The sequence below is a fragment of the Acidovorax sp. Q11 genome, assembly GCF_054950075.1.
On sequence record NZ_JBUDZG010000024.1, the window covers coordinates 19,442 to 35,443 of the forward strand.

The window sequence follows — 16,002 nt, forward strand, 5'->3', positions numbered from 1 at the left end:
CGGTCCTCAGCTTGAAGAAACAGAGGTAGAACGGCTGCTGGCGCCTGATGCGCTTGGGCTGGCAGCTTCTGTTTTAGGAGCATCGCCTGTACTGGCAGGGGCTGCCGCCTCGGAGGTGCCCCCCGACTTGGCTTCTGTGGCGGGTGCAGAGTTGCTCCCGTTGCCACCACGGAAATCGGTCACATACCAGCCCGAGCCCTTGAGCTGGAAGCCTGCCGCCGTGACCTGCTTGGAGAAGGCCTCGGCGCCGCAGGCGGGGCACACCGTGAGGGGCGCGTCAGAGATTTTTTGCAGCACATCCTTGGCATGGCCGCAGGAGCCGCATTTGTAGGCGTAAATAGGCATGTCAGTGTGTTGAGGGAAAGTGCAAAACCCTCAATTATAGGCGGCATGCCTGCTCCCTCTGCACTACTCCGCGCCGACCAGCTTGTGGTGGGATGCGTGGCTGTTGCGAATGGCTTGTGGCCCGAGCGAGCCGATCAGCATGCCTGCCAGCGCTGCCAGCAAGCCCGCCAGCTGCGCAGGGAACACGGCACCCGCCGGCGTGGCCAGGAACAACATCCAGGTCAGCAGGCCAAGCACGATGGCAAAGATCGCCCCTTGCGTGGTAGCGCGCTTCCAGTACAGACCGAACACCAGCGGCACAAAGGCCCCCACCAGCGGCACCTGGTAGGCGCCCGAAACCAGCTCATAGATGGATGTGCCTTGCATGTAGATGGCATAGGCCAGCACACAGGCACTGAACACCAGGGTGGTGATGCGCATGGTGCGCAGATGCTGCTTGTCCGAGCCATGCGGACGGAACTGGCGCCAGATGTTCTCGGTGAAAGTCACGCTGGGTGCCAGCAGCGTCGCCGACGCGGTGGACTTGAGTGCCGATAGCAGCGCACCAAAAAACAGCACCTGCATCACAAAAGGCATTTTTTCCAGCACCAAGGTGGGCAGCACCTTTTGTGGATCGTCCTTGAGCAGCGCGGCCGTCTCGGTGGGCATGATGATGAGTGCGCTGGCCACCAGGAACATGGGCACGAAAGCAAACAGGATGTAGCAGATGCCACCGATCACGGGGCCCCGCGTGGCCGCCTGGATGTTGTTGGCCGACATCACGCGCTGGAAAACGTCCTGCTGCGGGATGGAGCCAAACATCATGGTCACGCCTGCGGCGATGAAAAACACCACGTCATGGAACTTGGGCTCGGGCAGGAAGCGGAACAGTTCGCGGTTGGAAGCGAATTCGATCACCTTGTCAGCACCGCCGGCCATATTGCCGGCAAACACGGCAATGACGGCCAGGCCCACCACCAGGATGATCATCTGGATGAAGTCTGTGACGGCCACCGACCACATGCCGCCAAACAGCGTGTACGCCAGGATAGAGACCACGCCAATGGTCATGCCCACCGGGATGCTGATCGCCCCCCCGGAGAGCAGGTTGAACACCAGGCCCAGCGCCGTGACCTGGGCCGAGACCCAGCCCAGGTAGCTCAGCATGATGATGAGCGAGCAGACAACCTCCACAGTGCGGCCATAACGCTCGCGGTAGTAGTCGCTGATGGTGAGCAACGTCATGCGATACAGCTTGCCTGCAAAGAACAGGCCCACAAGGATCAGGCAGAAACCCGCGCCAAAGGGGTCTTCGACCACATTGCCCAGCCCGCCCTCGATGAACTTGGCGGGAATGCCCAGCACGGTCTCCGACCCGAACCACGTGGCAAACGTGGTGGTAATGATCATGTACAGCGGCAGGTGGCGCCCGGCAATGGCAAAGTCGGCCGCGTTCTTGACGCGCCGGGCCGCGAGCAGGCCGATGCCGATGGTGATCAGCAGGTAAACGATAACCAGGGTCAGCAGCACAGCGCGCTCCTCTCTCTTTTGTCTCGATCTGTCTATGGTGAAGAAATCCAACCTGCGGCCTCGGGCCCTTCTCAATCAGGGCGCCTGGAACACGCAGGTCGCTAGAAAACCCGGATTCTGATCAGCACTTGAATCAGCAGCAAGCCCAGCACAAACCCGACCCCAGCAAAAATAATGCCTTGCAGCAGCCGGTTGGTGCGTTTCTGGGTCTCCAGCAGCTCTTTCAGCAGCTGCTGCTGGTCTGCCGGGCGCTGCCGCAGTGCGTCATAGACCAGGCGCGGCAGCTCGGGGATCAGCTTGGCGTAGTGAGGCGCCTCGGCGCGCAGCTCGCGCCACAGGCGCTGTGGCCCCATCTGCTCCAGCATCCATTTTTCGAGGAAAGGCTTGGCAGTGCTCCACAGGTCCAGCTCCGGGTCCAGCTCGCGGCCCAGGCCCTCGATGTTGAGCAGGGTTTTTTGCAGCAGCACCAGCTGGGGCTGGATCTCCACATGGAAGCGGCGCGAAGTCTGGAACAGGCGCATCAGCACCATGCCGAGCGAAATTTCCTTCAACGGCCGATCGAAGTACGGTTCGCACACCGCGCGGATGGCCGATTCCAGGTCGTTCACCCGCGTTTCGGGCGGCACCCAGCCGCTTTCGATGTGCAGCTCGGCCACGCGCTTGTAGTCGCGGCGGAAGAAGGCCACAAAGTTCTGCGCCAGGTATTCCTTGTCCACCTCGGTGAGCGTGCCGACAATGCCGAAATCGAGCGAGATGTAGCGCCCAAAGGTCGCCGGGTCCAGGCTGACCTGGATGTTGCCCGGGTGCATGTCGGCATGAAAGAACCCGTCGCGGAACACCTGGGTGAAAAAGATGGTGACGCCGTCGCGCGCCAGCTTGGGGATGTCCACGCCCGCTTCGCGCAGGCGATCGATCTGGCTGATGGGCACACCATTCATGCGCTGCATCACCATCACCTCGGCGTGGCAGAAGTCCCAGAAGATCTCTGGGATCAGCACCAGGTCCAGCCCCTGCATGTTGCGGCGCAGCTGGGCGGCGTTGGCCGCCTCGCGCACCAGATCCAGTTCGTCATGCAGGTAGTTGTCGAATTCGGCCACCACTTCGCGGGGCTTGAGGCGTTTGCCATCGGCCGACAGGCTCTCTACCCAGCCCGCCATCATGCGCATGAGGCTCAGGTCTTTTTCGATCACAGGCAACATGCCAGGGCGCAGCACCTTCACCGCCACTTCGCGCTCCACCCCCTGGCGGTCGCGCAGCGTGGCGAAATGCACCTGGGCAATCGACGCACTGGCCACAGGCGTGCGGTCGAACGAGGTGAACACCTCGTCCACCGGCCTGCGGAAGGCGCGCTCGATGGTGGCCATGGCCACATCGGGGTCAAAAGGCGGGACGCGGTCCTGCAGGCGGGCCAGTTCGTCGGCGATGTCAGCGGGCAGCAGGTCGCGCCGGGTGGACAGCACCTGGCCGAACTTCACAAAGATGGGCCCCAGACGCTCCAACGCCTCGCGCAGGCGCTGGCCACGCGGGGCGTCCAGATTGCGCCCGACCGACAGAATGCGCGAAATCATCCGCAGCCAGGGCTTGTTGAAGCTGTCGAGCACCAGGCCGTCCAGGCCGTACCGGAAAACCACCCAGAGGATGGCCACCCCCCGCAAAAACCGCTTCATGCGCCAGCCTGCGGCGATGAGGGAACGACCGGGGCCAGCGGAGCGGATGGGGTCGAGGGCGCAGCCCCACCGGCAGCCATTCGCGCGCCCACAAACTGGCGCAGGGCCTGCGCGCCACGGCTGGCCACCTGGGCCACGGTGTGGGCGGGTGCATCACCGATCACGCGGGCCAGGTCTTCCTCGACATCCCAGCGCACATGGTCCACCAGCCAGTTGATCTCGGCCGCCAGCTGCACATCGCCTTCGATGCGGATGGCAGGCTTGTCGCCGCGCAATGCGCCCTGGGCCAGGGTGAAGGGGGAGGTTTCGGTGACGTGCAACTGCAGATCCGGCGCCGCCGTCTCAGGGGCCAGGTTGAACAGGCCCGCAGGCGTGATGACCAGCGCCAGCGAATACACCCGCCACTGCACGCGGGCGACGCGGCCCTTTTGCCGCACCAGGCGGTCCATGGCTTCCTGTTCCTGCATCAGCACATGGTTGAGGAACAGCACCAGACGCTGCTGCACCTCATGCACAAGCCATTGCGGGGGTTGCGGACCGGCGGCCACGCGCTCGAAAAGGCCGTCCAGAAAAGAGAAAGGGGACTGTGGTGTTGCCATAGTCCCCGATTATTCCCTGAACTGGAAAGCCCCTTGCACAGGGGCTTGCGTCTTTCTTTACTGGAGCGCCTGCACGCCCGCCACCAGCCAGCCGCTGCTGCCCGCCTTGGGCTTGGTCATGTTCCACACCTCGCGGAACGGGCTCGGGCCGGCCGAGGGTTCCTCGCGGATCATGCCGGAGAACTCGACGCTGGCCATGTAGCCGTCGCCCAGGTCTTCGATGCCCAGCAGCTGCGCCTCGATCATCACCACGTCCGTGTGGTTGGGCTGTGCACCCCGGTGGTCTTCACGCTCGGTCAGCTGCGTGCGGATTTCCTCCAGCATGCCGTCCGTCATCATGGAACGCAGCGTGGAGATGTCCGAACGGTCCCAGGCGGCCTGCAGCGCGACGAAGTTGCGCTTGGCGGCCGACAGGAAACCGTCGGTGTCGAAATCAGCCGGAACGCCCCAGTTCTGCGCGCCCGACAGGCCCGAACCAATCACCACGCCCGAACCACCGCCTTGCGCGGCGCGCGAGGCATCAAACGCCATGCTGCTGCGCTCCCAGGGGCGTGCAGAAGCATCGTTGCCCACGTTGTTGGGGCTGTACTGCGGGGGCACCTGCGCCGCCGCAGGCGTTGCAGCCCCGGCACCAGCGCCTGCCCCCTGGAAGGCAAACGGCGATCCGCCAGCGGCCGCGCCGCCGCCATTGCCCCCACCGCTGCGCGCGCGCATCACCAGCTTGAAGACCACAAACGCGGCCACGGCCAGCAGCACGATCATGAGGATGTTGCCAAAACCTGCGCCCAGGCCCAGCGAGCTGGCCAGCCAGGCCAGACCCAGGCCCGCCGCCAGACCGCCCAGCATGGCGCCCCAGGGCTTCTTGGCCGGTGCCGCAGGCGTAGCTGCGGGCGCAGCCGCCGGCTTGGCCGCTGCAGCACTGTTGACGTTCTGGGCAGGCGCACCCGGCGTGGCAGGCGGCGTTGCCGACTCGCGCTGCGTCACGTTGCTCGACTGCTTGCCCGTCGATTTGCCACCACCCAGCCGCCGGGCATCAGCATCTGCGTGTGCCAACGCCAGCATCGCGACCAACACCACAGACCACAGTTTCATCATGACTTCTCCGTCTCCGTTAATCACCGAGCAACATGCTCAGCACTTGATTCCAACATGCAGGGCCACAATTCCCCCCGTCATGTTGTGATAGTCCACATGCCCAAAGCCATTTTTTTTCATGAGGCTTTTGAGTTCTTCCTGCCCCGGGTGCATGCGGATCGATTCGGCCAGATAGCGATAGCTGGAATCATCACCCGCCACCAGCTTGCCCAGTTGGGGCAGCACCTTGAACGAATACCAGTCGTAAGCTTTCTCCAGCGGCTTGGCCACTTTCGAGAACTCCAGCACCAGCAGCTTGCCGCCGGGCTTGAGCACACGGCACATCTCGGCAATCGCCTGGTCCTTGTGCGTCATGTTGCGCAGGCCAAACGCCACGCTCACCACGTCGAAATGCGCGTCGGGGAACGGCAGTTTCTCGGCATCACACACCAGGGTGGGCAGCACCACACCGGCGTCGATCAGGCGATCACGCCCCACGCGCAGCATGGCTTCATTGATGTCGGTGTGCACCACCCGGCCCGTGGCCCCCACCTTCTTGGCAAATGCCAGCGACAGGTCGCCCGTGCCTCCGGCAATGTCCAGCACCTGGCTGCCTTCGCGCAGGTTGGCCACCATCACGGTGTAGGCCTTCCAGGCACGGTGCAGCCCCGCCGACATGAGATCGTTCATCACGTCGTATTTGGAGGCCACCGAGTCGAACACGCCGCGCACGTGGCGGGCCTTGTCCTGCTCGTCCACCGACTGAAAACCAAAGTGGGTCGTGCTCATAAGTTTCATGCTAGGCGCGCAAGCGCCAGAGGTACAGCGACAACCCCGCACTGAAATGGGGCTTGTGTCGCAATTTGGACAACGCCATTCAAAGAAAAACAGCTGCCACCGCGCGTCCACATTGGCTTAACAGCTCTTCTTTCAATAGCACACTGATCAACAAGGGCTTCGGTGGCAGCGCTCAGTGGCTGCCGCAAGCATGGCCGCCTGCACCACCTTTGGGCGCCATGGGGGTGTCGCGGTCCACACCGGCAGCCGCCAGGCGCTCGGTGTACTCGGCCCACAGGGCCTCCTGTTTCTGCCCCAGTTCGTAGAGGTAGTCCCAGCTGAAGATGCCGCTGTCATGTCCGTCAGAAAACGTGGGCTTGACTGCGTAGTTGCCCACGGGTTCCAGGTTCACCAGCGCCACATCGCGCTTGCCGGTCTGCAACACCTCTTGCCCTGGGCCGTGGCCCTGCACCTCGGCCGAAGGCGAATACACGCGCATCAGCTCGAACGGAATGCGGAAGGTGGCGCCGTCGGAAAACCCGACCTCCAGCACCCGCGAGGCCTCGTGCACCGTGAGTGCTTGCGGCGTGGGCGCGCCTGCTTTCAAACCTGCCATGGGACTCCCCTGATAAGAGAAAACTGTGTTGTGGATTGTGGGCGCCCGCAGCGATGCCTTCTGCCGACAAGGTCAAACGGGGCCCGCCTCCATCAAGGCGATGCAAGCGAGGCCAGCTGGCGCACCAGGGCAGCCTCCACCTGCGGGAGCAGGACCCGCACAGCATCCTCCCGCGCGGCCGGGCTGGGCCGCTGGGCCGCCGCCCACACGGGCGAAGGGAAATGGCTGTCCCAGTCAAACCGGGCAATCACATGCCAGTGCAGGTGGGGCACCATGTTGCCCAGCGCGGCGATGTTGACCTTGGTGGGCGCAAGGTGCTGGCGCAGGGCCTGCTCCACCAGGGCCACCGCCTCCATGCAGTGCGCGCGCTCGGCGGCCGACAGGTCCGAGAACTCGGCCACATGCGCGCTCCACACCACACGGTAGAAGGCCGGAAAGCCCGCCTCCTGGGCGCGGATGACGCGCAGGTGCGCACCGCGCCAGAGGAGCGCACCGCCATCTTCAGCGCACAGGGGGCACGCCACTTCCGCCATCAGACCAAGACCCGCTCGATGCCGCCGCCGTTGGCGCGCTCGACATATTCGGGCATCCAGTTCTCGCCCAGAATCTCGCGCGCCATCTCGACCACGATGTAGTCGGCTTCGAGCAAACCGTTCTGCAGGTCGTCCTGGTAGCGGTTCAGACCCTGCAGGCAGCTGGGGCAGCTGGTGAGGATCTTCACGTTGTCCTTGGCCGCCACGGCACCGCTTTCGCGCAGCTTGGCTTCGCCCTTGCGGATTTCCTCTTCCTTGCGGAAGCGCACCTGGGTGGACACATCGGGCCGGGTCACGCCCAACGTGCCCGATTCGCCGCAGCAGCGCTCGCTCTTCAAGACCTGCTCGCCCACCAGCGCCTTCACGGTCTTGACCGAGTCCTGCAGCTTCATGGGGTTGTGGCAGGGCTCGTGGTACAGGTAGGCACCCTTGCCCTGCAAGGTGATGCCCTTCTCCAGCAAATACTCGTGGATGTCGATGATGCGGCTGCCCGGGAAGATCTTGCCGAATTCATAGCCCTGCAACTGGTCGTAGCAAGTGCCGCAGCTCACCACCACGGTCTTGATGTCCAGGTAATTGAGCGTGTTGGCCACGCGGTGGAAGAGCACGCGGTTGTCCGTGATCATCTTCTCGGCCTTGTCGAACTGGCCCGAGCCCCGCTGGGGGTAGCCGCAGCACAGGTAGCCCGGCGGCAGCACCGTCTGCACACCCGCATGCCAGAGCATGGCCTGGGTCGCCAGACCGACCTGGCTGAACAGGCGCTCCGAACCACAGCCCGGGAAGTAGAACACCGCCTCCGTCTCGGCCGTGGTGGTGGCCGGGTTGCGGATGATGGGCACGTAGTCCTTGTTCTCGATGTCGAGCAGCGCACGCGCCGTCTTCTTGGGCAGGCCGCCGGGCAGCTTCTTGTTGATGAAGTGGATCACCTGCTCCTTGACCGGCGCTGTGCCCACCGTCGCCGGCGGCTTGGCCGTCTGCTTGCGGGCCACCTTGCGCAGCAGGTCCACCGCCATGCGCTGGGCCTTGAAGCCCACATCCACCATGGCCGAGCGCATGAACTTGATGGTGTCCGGATTGGTGGCGTTGAGCATGGTCATCGCCAGTGCATTGCCCGGGCGGAAGCTCTTCTTGCCCATCTTGCGCAACAGGTTGCGCATGTTCATGGTGACGTCGCCGAAGTCGATCTTCACCGGGCAGGGGCTTTCGCACTTGTGGCACACCGTGCAGTGGTCGGCCACGTCTTCAAACTCCTGCCAGTGCTTGATGCTCACGCCCCGGCGGGTCTGCTCTTCGTACAGGAAGGCTTCGACCAGCAGCGAGGTGGCCAGGATCTTGTTGCGCGGGCTGTACAGCAGGTTGGCGCGTGGCACATGCGTGGAGCACACAGGCTTGCACTTGCCGCAGCGCAGGCAGTCCTTCACGCTGTCGGCAATCGCACCAATATCGCTCTGCTGCATGATCAGCGACTCATGCCCCATCAGGCCGAAGCTGGGCGTGTAGGCGTTGGTCAGATCGGCGTGCATCACGCCAGAATTTGAAGAAAAGTTAGCCTCTACCGCGCGCCCATCATGGCCTGATAGCTCCTGATTTCGGAGCAATTTACCCTTGTTGAAGCGACCTTCCGGGTCCACCTTCTGCTTGTACTGCGCAAACGGGCGCAGTTCGTCGTCAGTCAAAAACTCCAGCTTGGTGATGCCGATGCCGTGTTCGCCCGAGATCACGCCATCCAGGCTGCGCGCCAGCACCATGATGCGTTCCACCGCCTCGTGCGCGGTCTGCAGCATCTCGTAGTCATCGCTGTTGACAGGGATGTTGGTATGCACGTTACCGTCGCCCGCGTGCATGTGCAGGGCCACCCACACGCGGCCCTTGAGCACGCGCTTGTGGATGGCTGTGGCTTCTTCCAGGATGGGCTGAAACGCCGCGCCCGAGAAGATGTTTTGCAGCGGCGCACGCAGCTGCGTCTTCCAGCTGGCACGCAGGGTGTGGTCTTGCAGGTCGGGGAACAAGGTCTCCACGTTCTGCAGCCAGCCGGCCCACAGGGCCCGCACCTCGCCCACCAGCGCAATGGCCTGACCGACACGGTCTTCCAGCAGTTCGGCCGACGGGATTTCATTCGCGTCGTCCTGCTTGCCCAGCGGCAGGTTGCCGCGCTCGAAGAACTCGGTGAGCGCGTCGCACAGCTTGAGCTTGTTGCGCAGGGAGAGCTCGATGTTGATGCGCTCGATACCGTCGGTGTATTCGGCCATGCGCGGCAGCGGGATCACCACGTCTTCGTTGATCTTGAAGGCGTTGGTGTGGCGGCTGATGGCGGCCGTGCGCTTGCGGTCCAGCCAGAATTTCTTGCGCGCCTCGGCGCTGATGGCAATGAAGCCCTCGCCGCTGCGCGAGTTGGCAATGCGGACCACTTCGCTGGTCACACGCGCCACTTCGTCGGCGTTGTCGCCCGCGATGTCGCCGATCAGCACCATCTTGGGCAGCCCACCGTTGCCCTTCTTGCTCTTGGTGGCGTAACCCACGGCCTTCAGGTAGCGGTCGTCCAGATGCTCCAGCCCCGCCAGCAGCACGCCACTGCGCTTTTGCTCGGCGAACATGTAGTCCTTGATCTCGACGATGCTCGGGACCGCGTCCTTGGCATTGCCGAAGAACTCCATGCACACGGTGCGCGTGTGCTCGGGCATGCGGTGCACCACCCAGCGTGCGCTGGTGATCAGGCCGTCGCAGCCTTCCTTCTGGATGCCGGGCAGACCCGAGAGGAACTTGTCCGTCACATCCTTGCCCAGGCCTTCCTTGCGGAAGGTCTTGCCCGGGATCGCCAGGGTCTCGGTGCGCACGGGCGTCTTGCCATCGGCCTCGAAATACTGCAGCTCGAAGGTGGCGGTCTCCACGTCATGGATCTTGCCCATGTTGTGGTCCAGGCGGGTCACTTCGAGCCACTGGGCATCGGGCGTGACCATGCGCCAGCTGGCCAGGTTGTCGAGCGCCGTGCCCCAGAGCACTGCCTTCTTTCCGCCCGCGTTCATGGCGATGTTGCCGCCGATGCAACTGGCCTCGGCACTGGTCGGGTCCACGGCAAACACAAAGCCCGCGCGCTCAGCCGCGTCGGCCACGCGCTGGGTGACCACGCCCGCCTCGGTCCACACGGTGCCCACCTCGCTGTCCATGCCCGGCAGGCGGCGCATCTCCACCTCGGTCATGGCTTCGAGCTTTTCGGTGTTGATGACCACGCTCTTCCACGTCAGCGGAATCGCGCCGCCGGTATAGCCGGTGCCGCCCCCACGCGGGATGATGGTCAGGCCCAGCTCGATACAGCCCTTGACCAGGCCGGCCATCTCGGCCTCGGTGTCGGGGGTGAGCACCACAAACGGGTACTCCACGCGCCAGTCGGTCGCATCGGTCACATGGGACACGCGCGAGAGGCCGTCGAACTTGATGTTGTCCTTGGCCGTGAGGCGGCCCAGCGTGCGCTGGATCTGGCGGCGCAGCTGCGCGGCCTGCTCGAAGGTGGCGTTGAATTCAGTGACGGCGCGGCGTGCGGCCACGACCAGCTCGCCCACCAGGCGGTCGCGCCCGGCATCGTCGGCGGGGGTGCGGCGCTTGTCGACTTCGCCCAGGCGGTGCTGCAAGGCATCCACCAGCAGCTTGCGGCGGGCCGGGTTGTCCAACAGGTCGTCCTGCAGGTAGGGGTTGCGCTGCACGACCCAGATGTCGCCCAGCACTTCATAGAGCATGCGGGCCGAGCGGCCCGTGCGGCGCTCCTTGCGCAGTTGGTCCAACACGTCCCAGGAGGCGGAGCCCAGCAGGCGGATCACGATCTCCCGGTCGGAGAACGAGGTGTAGTTATAGGGAATTTCACGCAGTCGGGCAGGCTCGGCGGCTTGCGTCTGCAAGGCCGCCAGCGCGATCGGTACATTCATGGGGGTCTACCTGGGGTGGGGGCGCGATTTTAAGCCACCGGCCTCCGCCGTGCCGGGCAGGGGGAGGCCGCGCAACGCCAAACGGCCGGGCAATGCCCGGCGTCAGCGTCAGAACAGCACGCGGCTGCGCAAGGTTCCGCCCACCTGGGCCAGCTTGTCCAGCGCCAGATCGGACGAGGCGGCATCAATGTCGATCACCACATAGCCAATCTTCTCGTTGGTCTGCAGGTACTGGGCCGAAACGTTGATCTGGTTGTCCGAAAAAATGCGGTTGATCTCGGACAGCACGCCCGGCACGTTGCGGTGGATGTGCAGCAGGCGGTGCTTGCCGGGGTGGGCGGGCAGCGCCACCTCCGGGAAGTTGACGGACGAGGTGCTGGTGCCGTTGTCGCTGTACTTCACCAGCTTTTCAGCCACTTCCAGGCCAATGTTGGCCTGCGCCTCCATGGTGGAGCCGCCGATGTGCGGGGTCAGGATCACGTTGTCCAGCCCGCGCAGGGGCGACACAAACTCGTCCTTGTTGGTGCGTGGCTCCACGGGGAACACGTCGATGGCGGCGCCGAGCAGTTTTTTGGCCTTGAGCGCCCCGGCCAGCGCTTCGATATCCACCACCGTGCCGCGCGCGGCGTTGATGAGGATGCCGCCGGGTTTCATGGCGGCGATCTCGGCCGCGCCGATCATGCCTTCAGTGGACGGCAGCTCGGGCACATGCAGGCTCACGATGTCGCTCTGGCCCAGCAGGTCGTGCAGGTGCTGCACCTGGCGGGCGTTGCCCAGCGGCAGCTTGTTGACCACATCAAAGAATGCCACCTGCATGCCCAGCGCCTCGGCCAGCACCGACAGCTGCGTGCCGATGGAGCCATAACCCACGATGCCCAGCGTCTTGCCACGGATCTCGTAGGCGTTGTCAGCACTCTTGAGCCAGCCGCCCCGGTGCGCCACGGCGTTTTTCTCGGGCACGCCGCGCAGCAGCAGGATGGCCTCGGCCAGCACCAGCTCGGCCACGGAGCGGGTGTTGGAGTACGGCGCGTTGAAGACGGCGATGCCACGCTCGCGCGCCGCGTTCAGGTCCACCTGGTTGGTGCCAATACAAAAACAGCCCACAGCCACCAGCTTGTGCGCCTGGGCAAACACCTCTTCGGTGAGCTGGGTGCGCGAGCGAATGCCCACGAAGTGCACGTCGGCGATCTTGCGCTTGAGTTCCTCGTCCGGCAGCGCACCAGGCACCGTCTCAATCTGGGTGTAGCCCGCCGCACGGATCACATCCACCGCAGAGGAATGGATGCCCTCCAGCAACAAAAATTTGATCTTGTTCTTGTCGAGCGAATTGAGGGCCATGGCAATAAGAATGAAGGAGAGAGAGGAAAGAATCCGGCGCGCTGCGGCGCGAACGAACCGGCACAACGGGAACCCGCGAAAAGTCACCAGCATGGTGCATTGCACAAAACCTTGCAAGCCTCGGCAAATGCGCGACACCTTGTCACAAAAGAGTCACAATCTCTCCCCTTGCGGGGCCCCCAAGGGGTTTCCCCGGTTGTTGCAAGCGCTAGCGGTATGCGACAACGACATATCAATGTCACATCGGCTGCATAGCATCCAGCCTTTGTGCTTTTCGTCATCCTCGGAGGAAATATTCATGCAAACGAAGCATCTGGCTGTCTGCGCTGCCATTGCCCTGTCGGTCTGCGCGCCTGTGCAAGCCCAGACACAGCCAGTCGAGATTCAGTGGTGGCATTCGATGAGCGCAGCGCTTGGCGAGTGGGTCAACGACCTGGCCAAGCAGTACAACGCCAGCCAGACCAAGTACAAGGTCGTGCCCACCTACAAGGGCACGTATGACGAATCCATGACAGGCGCCATCGCCGCCTTCCGTGCGGGCAACGCGCCCCACATCCTGCAAGTGTTCGAAGTGGGCACTGCCACCATGATGGCCAGCAAGGGCGCCATCGTGCCTGCCGCCAAAGTGCTGAACGACGGCGGCTTCAAGTTCGAGCCCACCCAGTACGTGTCGGCCGTGGCCGGTTACTACACCGCCCCCAACGGCCAGATGCTGAGCTACCCGCTCAACAGCTCCACCACGGTGTTCTATTACAACAAGGACGCGTTCAAGAAGGCCGGCCTGGACGCCGACAAGCCGCCCAAGACCTGGCCCGAAGTGTTTGCCGCCGCGTCCAAGCTCAAGGCCAGCGGCCACAGCTGCCCCTTCACCACCAGCTGGATCAGCTGGACGCAACTGGAAAGCTTCTCGCTGTGGCACAACACGCTGTTCGCGTCCAAGAACAACGGTTTTGACGGCAACGACGCCGAGCTGCAGGTCAACTCGCCGCTGCACGTGCGCCACTTCGAAAACCTAGCCAAGGCCTCCAAGGACGGCAGCTTCGTCTACAAGGGCCGTGGCAACGTGCCGGATGCATCCTTCCCATCGGGCGAGTGCGCGATGATAACGGGCTCCTCGGGACTGTACGCCCGCGTGGCCAGGGAAGCCAAGTTCGCCTATGGCATCTCCACCCTGCCCTACTACGCCGACGTGAAGGGCGCGCCCCAGAACACCGCCATCGGCGGCGCCAGCCTGTGGGTGATGTCTGGCAAGAAAGCCGACGAGTACAAGGGCGTGGCCGACTTCCTGAACTTCCTGAACGACACCAAGGTGCAGGCCGCCAGCCACCAGCGCACGGGCTACCTGCCTGTGACCATGGGCGCCTACCAGCTGACCGAGGCATCGGGCTTCTACACCAAGAACCCCGGCACCGACGTGGCCGTGACGCAGATGATCAAGAAAGCGACCGAAAAGTCGCGCGGCATCCGCCTGGGCAATTTCGTGCAGATCCGCTCCATCATCGACGAGGAAACCGAGCAGATCTGGTCGGGCAAGAAGTCGCCCAAGGAAGCCCTGGACACCGCCGTGACACGCGGCAACGAGCAACTGGCCCGTTTCGCACGCGCCAACAAGTAAGCGCTGCCTAGCGCCTGATGATGTTGCCTGGCCGCCCCGCCCGGTGGCATCGAAAGCCCGCCGCCCCGTCAACCACCATGGTTCACGGGGCGGCGGGGTTTTCTTTTTGAGAGTTCCGACATGGAAAAACGCGTACTTTTTCGCTCTGCGTGGCTGCCCTGGGTGCTTCTGGCCCCCCAGCTGGTCATCATCAGCGTCTTCTTTTTCTGGCCTGCGGGCCAGGCCCTGGTGCAATCCTTCCAGATGCAGGACAGCTTCGGCATGTCCACCGAATGGGTGGGGCTGGACAACTTCAAGCACCTGTTCGAAGACCCTGGCTACCTCGCCTCGTTCAAGACAACAGCCTTCTTCTCGATCCTGGTGGCGGCGGTGGGCATCAGCCTGTCGCTGATTCTGGCGATTTTTGCCGACCGCATCATCAAGGGCGCCATGGTCTACAAGACCGCACTGCTGCTGCCCTACGCCGTGGCACCTGCCGTGGCGGGCGTGCTCTGGATGTTCATGTTCTCGCCCTCGCTGGGCGTGGTGGCCTACATGCTGCGCCAGTCGGGCTTTGACTGGAACCACATGCTCAACTCCGACCACGCGATGGGGCTGATCGTGATTGCGGCCGTATGGAAGCAGATTTCCTACAACTTCCTGTTCTTCCTGGCAGGCCTGCAATCCATCCCCAAGTCGCTGATCGAGGCGGCAGCGATTGACGGTGCGGGCCCCTGGCGCCGGTTCTGGAGCATCCAGTTCCCGCTGCTCTCGCCCACCACCTTCTTCCTCTTGGTGATCAACGTGGTGTATGCCTTCTTCGACACCTTCGCGATCGTGGACGCCACCACGCAGGGCGGCCCGGGGCGCGACACCGCCATCCTGGTCTACAAGGTTTACCACGACGGCTTCAAGGCCATGGACATGGGCGGATCGGCCGCGCAATCGGTGGTGCTGATGGCCATCGTGGTCGTGCTCACCGTCATCCAATTCCGCTACGTCGAGAAGAAAGTGCAGTACTGATATGAAGCACCCCCTGAGTCGCTTCGCGCCTTCCCCCTCCAGGGGGACGCCGCCCTCACGGCGGGGCGGCCCTTGCTCGGCGGCCCTCGCATGCGGCGCGCCATTCATTGGCGCAGTGAGCCATGCTTCGATCCTGAAAGATTCCAATGGTTGAACGTAGTCCTTATCTCACCGCGTTCTCGCACCTCATCATGGTGCTGGGCGTGATCATCGTCGGCTTCCCGCTGTACCTGGCCTTTGTGGCCTCCACCCACACGGCGCAGGACATCGTGCAGGTGCCCATGCCCATGGTGCCCGGCGGCAACTTCTGGCAGACCTACCACGACACGCTGTTTGGCGGCGGCTCGGGCGCGGGCTCCACCGCCCCCGTGGCGCGCATGATGTGGGTGAGTTTTGTCACCGCCATCGTCATCACCGTGGGCAAGATCGCGATCTCGCTGCTGTCGGCGTTTGCCATCGTGTACTTCCGCTTCCCCTTCAAGGGCATCTGCTTCTGGCTGATCTTCATCACGCTGATGCTGCCCGTGGAAGTGCGCATCGGCCCCACCTACGAGGTCGTCTCCAACCTGGGCATGCTCAACAGCTACGCGGGCCTCACGGTGCCGCTGATCGCCTCGGCCACGGCCACCTTCCTGTTCCGCCAGTTCTTCCTCACCGTGCCGGACGAGCTGGTCGAAGCCGCGCGTGTGGACGGCGCAGGCCCCATGCGCTTCTTCAAGGACATCCTGGTGCCGCTGTCGCGCACCTCGATTGCCGCGCTGTTCGTGATCCAGTTCATCTACGGCTGGAACCAGTACCTGTGGCCGCTGCTCGTGACCACGTCCGAAGACATGTACCCCGTGGTGATCGGCATCAAACGCATGATTGCCGGTGGCGACGCAGGCAACGAGTGGAACATCGTGATGGCCACGGCCCTTCTTGCCATGCTGCCCCCGGCCTTTGTGGTCGTGGTCATGCAGCGCTGGTTCGTCAAGGGCCTGGTGGACACGGAAAAGTAACAAAAATACAAG

At 63.7% G+C, this 16,002-nt stretch carries 13 protein-coding genes; 3 read left to right on the forward strand and 10 right to left on the reverse strand.

The window, feature by feature from the left end; all coding sequences use genetic code 11:
- Positions 1-6: 6 nt before the first annotated feature.
- From ACYZGB_RS17105 to serA, 10 genes are all read right to left on the reverse strand, one after another.
- A complete protein-coding gene (locus tag ACYZGB_RS17105; protein ID WP_462390004.1) occupies positions 7-345 on the reverse strand; it encodes an FmdB family zinc ribbon protein in 339 nt (112 codons plus the stop codon).
- Between the two features lie 63 nt (positions 346-408).
- Positions 409-1,854, reverse strand: coding sequence for a high affinity choline transporter 1 (locus tag ACYZGB_RS17110; protein ID WP_462390005.1), 1,446 nt, complete (start codon positions 1,852-1,854; stop codon positions 409-411).
- 101 nt (positions 1,855-1,955) lie between these two features.
- The gene (gene ubiB, locus ACYZGB_RS17115) at positions 1,956-3,521 is read right to left on the reverse strand and encodes a ubiquinone biosynthesis regulatory protein kinase UbiB (RefSeq protein WP_462390007.1); all 1,566 of its coding nucleotides are present in this window, start codon (positions 3,519-3,521) and stop codon (positions 1,956-1,958) included.
- Positions 3,518-4,120: a hypothetical protein gene (locus tag ACYZGB_RS17120; protein ID WP_462390009.1), complete on the reverse strand. Its 603-nt coding sequence runs from the start codon at positions 4,118-4,120 to the stop codon at positions 3,518-3,520. Before ACYZGB_RS17120 ends, ubiB begins: the two co-directional genes overlap by 4 nt.
- A 57-nt stretch (positions 4,121-4,177) precedes the next feature.
- Positions 4,178-5,215, reverse strand: coding sequence for a Tim44 domain-containing protein (locus ACYZGB_RS17125; protein ID WP_462390010.1), 1,038 nt, complete (start codon positions 5,213-5,215; stop codon positions 4,178-4,180).
- Between the two features lie 36 nt (positions 5,216-5,251).
- On the reverse strand, positions 5,252-5,983 hold the full coding sequence (gene ubiE, locus ACYZGB_RS17130; RefSeq protein WP_462390011.1) for a bifunctional demethylmenaquinone methyltransferase/2-methoxy-6-polyprenyl-1,4-benzoquinol methylase UbiE: 732 nt from the start codon (positions 5,981-5,983) through the stop codon (positions 5,252-5,254).
- Positions 5,984-6,164: 181 nt separating this feature from the next.
- The gene (locus ACYZGB_RS17135) at positions 6,165-6,587 is read right to left on the reverse strand and encodes a gamma-butyrobetaine hydroxylase family protein (protein ID WP_462390013.1); all 423 of its coding nucleotides are present in this window, start codon (positions 6,585-6,587) and stop codon (positions 6,165-6,167) included.
- Positions 6,588-6,679: 92 nt separating this feature from the next.
- Positions 6,680-7,120 carry an HIT family protein gene (locus ACYZGB_RS17140; RefSeq protein ID WP_462390014.1) on the reverse strand — a complete coding sequence of 147 codons (441 nt, stop codon included), beginning with the start codon at positions 7,118-7,120 and terminating at the stop codon, positions 6,680-6,682.
- Positions 7,120-11,037 carry a DUF3683 domain-containing protein gene (locus tag ACYZGB_RS17145; RefSeq protein ID WP_462390016.1) on the reverse strand — a complete coding sequence of 1,306 codons (3,918 nt, stop codon included), beginning with the start codon at positions 11,035-11,037 and terminating at the stop codon, positions 7,120-7,122. The genes ACYZGB_RS17140 and ACYZGB_RS17145 overlap by 1 nt, the downstream gene beginning before the upstream one ends.
- A gap of 108 nt (positions 11,038-11,145) precedes the next feature.
- Positions 11,146-12,375 carry a phosphoglycerate dehydrogenase gene (gene serA, locus ACYZGB_RS17150; protein ID WP_462390017.1) on the reverse strand — a complete coding sequence of 410 codons (1,230 nt, stop codon included), beginning with the start codon at positions 12,373-12,375 and terminating at the stop codon, positions 11,146-11,148.
- 298 nt (positions 12,376-12,673) lie between these two features.
- On the opposite strand from serA, the gene ugpB reads away from it, so the two are divergent.
- The 3 genes from ugpB (at position 12,674) to ugpE (ending at position 15,990) form a co-directional block, all read left to right on the forward strand.
- Positions 12,674-13,990, forward strand: a complete 1,317-nt coding sequence (gene ugpB / locus ACYZGB_RS17155) for a sn-glycerol-3-phosphate ABC transporter substrate-binding protein UgpB (RefSeq protein WP_462390018.1) — start codon at positions 12,674-12,676, stop codon at positions 13,988-13,990.
- Between the two features lie 120 nt (positions 13,991-14,110).
- Entirely contained in the window at positions 14,111-14,992 is an 882-nt protein-coding gene (gene ugpA / locus ACYZGB_RS17160) for a sn-glycerol-3-phosphate ABC transporter permease UgpA (protein ID WP_300218549.1), read from the forward strand.
- A gap of 146 nt (positions 14,993-15,138) precedes the next feature.
- Entirely contained in the window at positions 15,139-15,990 is an 852-nt protein-coding gene (gene ugpE / locus ACYZGB_RS17165; protein WP_298457487.1) for a sn-glycerol-3-phosphate ABC transporter permease UgpE, read from the forward strand.
- Positions 15,991-16,002: the final 12 nt, after the last annotated feature.

Excerpts from the sequence above, each read along its gene's own strand:
- ACYZGB_RS17105 (WP_462390004.1), bottom strand. The coding sequence starts at position 345 with ATGCCTATTTACGCCTACAAATGCGGCTCCTGCGGCCATGCCAAGGAT.
- ubiB (WP_462390007.1), bottom strand. The coding sequence starts at position 3,521 with ATGAAGCGGTTTTTGCGGGGGGTGGCCATCCTCTGGGTGGTTTTCCGG.
- ACYZGB_RS17120 (WP_462390009.1), bottom strand. The coding sequence starts at position 4,120 with ATGGCAACACCACAGTCCCCTTTCTCTTTTCTGGACGGCCTTTTCGAG.
- ACYZGB_RS17125 (WP_462390010.1), bottom strand. The coding sequence starts at position 5,215 with ATGATGAAACTGTGGTCTGTGGTGTTGGTCGCGATGCTGGCGTTGGCA.
- ubiE (WP_462390011.1), bottom strand. The coding sequence starts at position 5,983 with ATGAGCACGACCCACTTTGGTTTTCAGTCGGTGGACGAGCAGGACAAG.
- ACYZGB_RS17135 (WP_462390013.1), bottom strand. The coding sequence starts at position 6,587 with ATGGCAGGTTTGAAAGCAGGCGCGCCCACGCCGCAAGCACTCACGGTG.
- ACYZGB_RS17140 (WP_462390014.1), bottom strand. The coding sequence starts at position 7,120 with ATGGCGGAAGTGGCGTGCCCCCTGTGCGCTGAAGATGGCGGTGCGCTC.
- ACYZGB_RS17145 (WP_462390016.1), bottom strand. The coding sequence starts at position 11,037 with ATGAATGTACCGATCGCGCTGGCGGCCTTGCAGACGCAAGCCGCCGAG.
- serA (WP_462390017.1), bottom strand. The coding sequence starts at position 12,375 with ATGGCCCTCAATTCGCTCGACAAGAACAAGATCAAATTTTTGTTGCTG.
- ugpB (WP_462390018.1), top strand. The coding sequence starts at position 12,674 with ATGCAAACGAAGCATCTGGCTGTCTGCGCTGCCATTGCCCTGTCGGTC.
- ugpA (WP_300218549.1), top strand. The coding sequence starts at position 14,111 with ATGGAAAAACGCGTACTTTTTCGCTCTGCGTGGCTGCCCTGGGTGCTT.
- ugpE (WP_298457487.1), top strand. The coding sequence starts at position 15,139 with ATGGTTGAACGTAGTCCTTATCTCACCGCGTTCTCGCACCTCATCATG.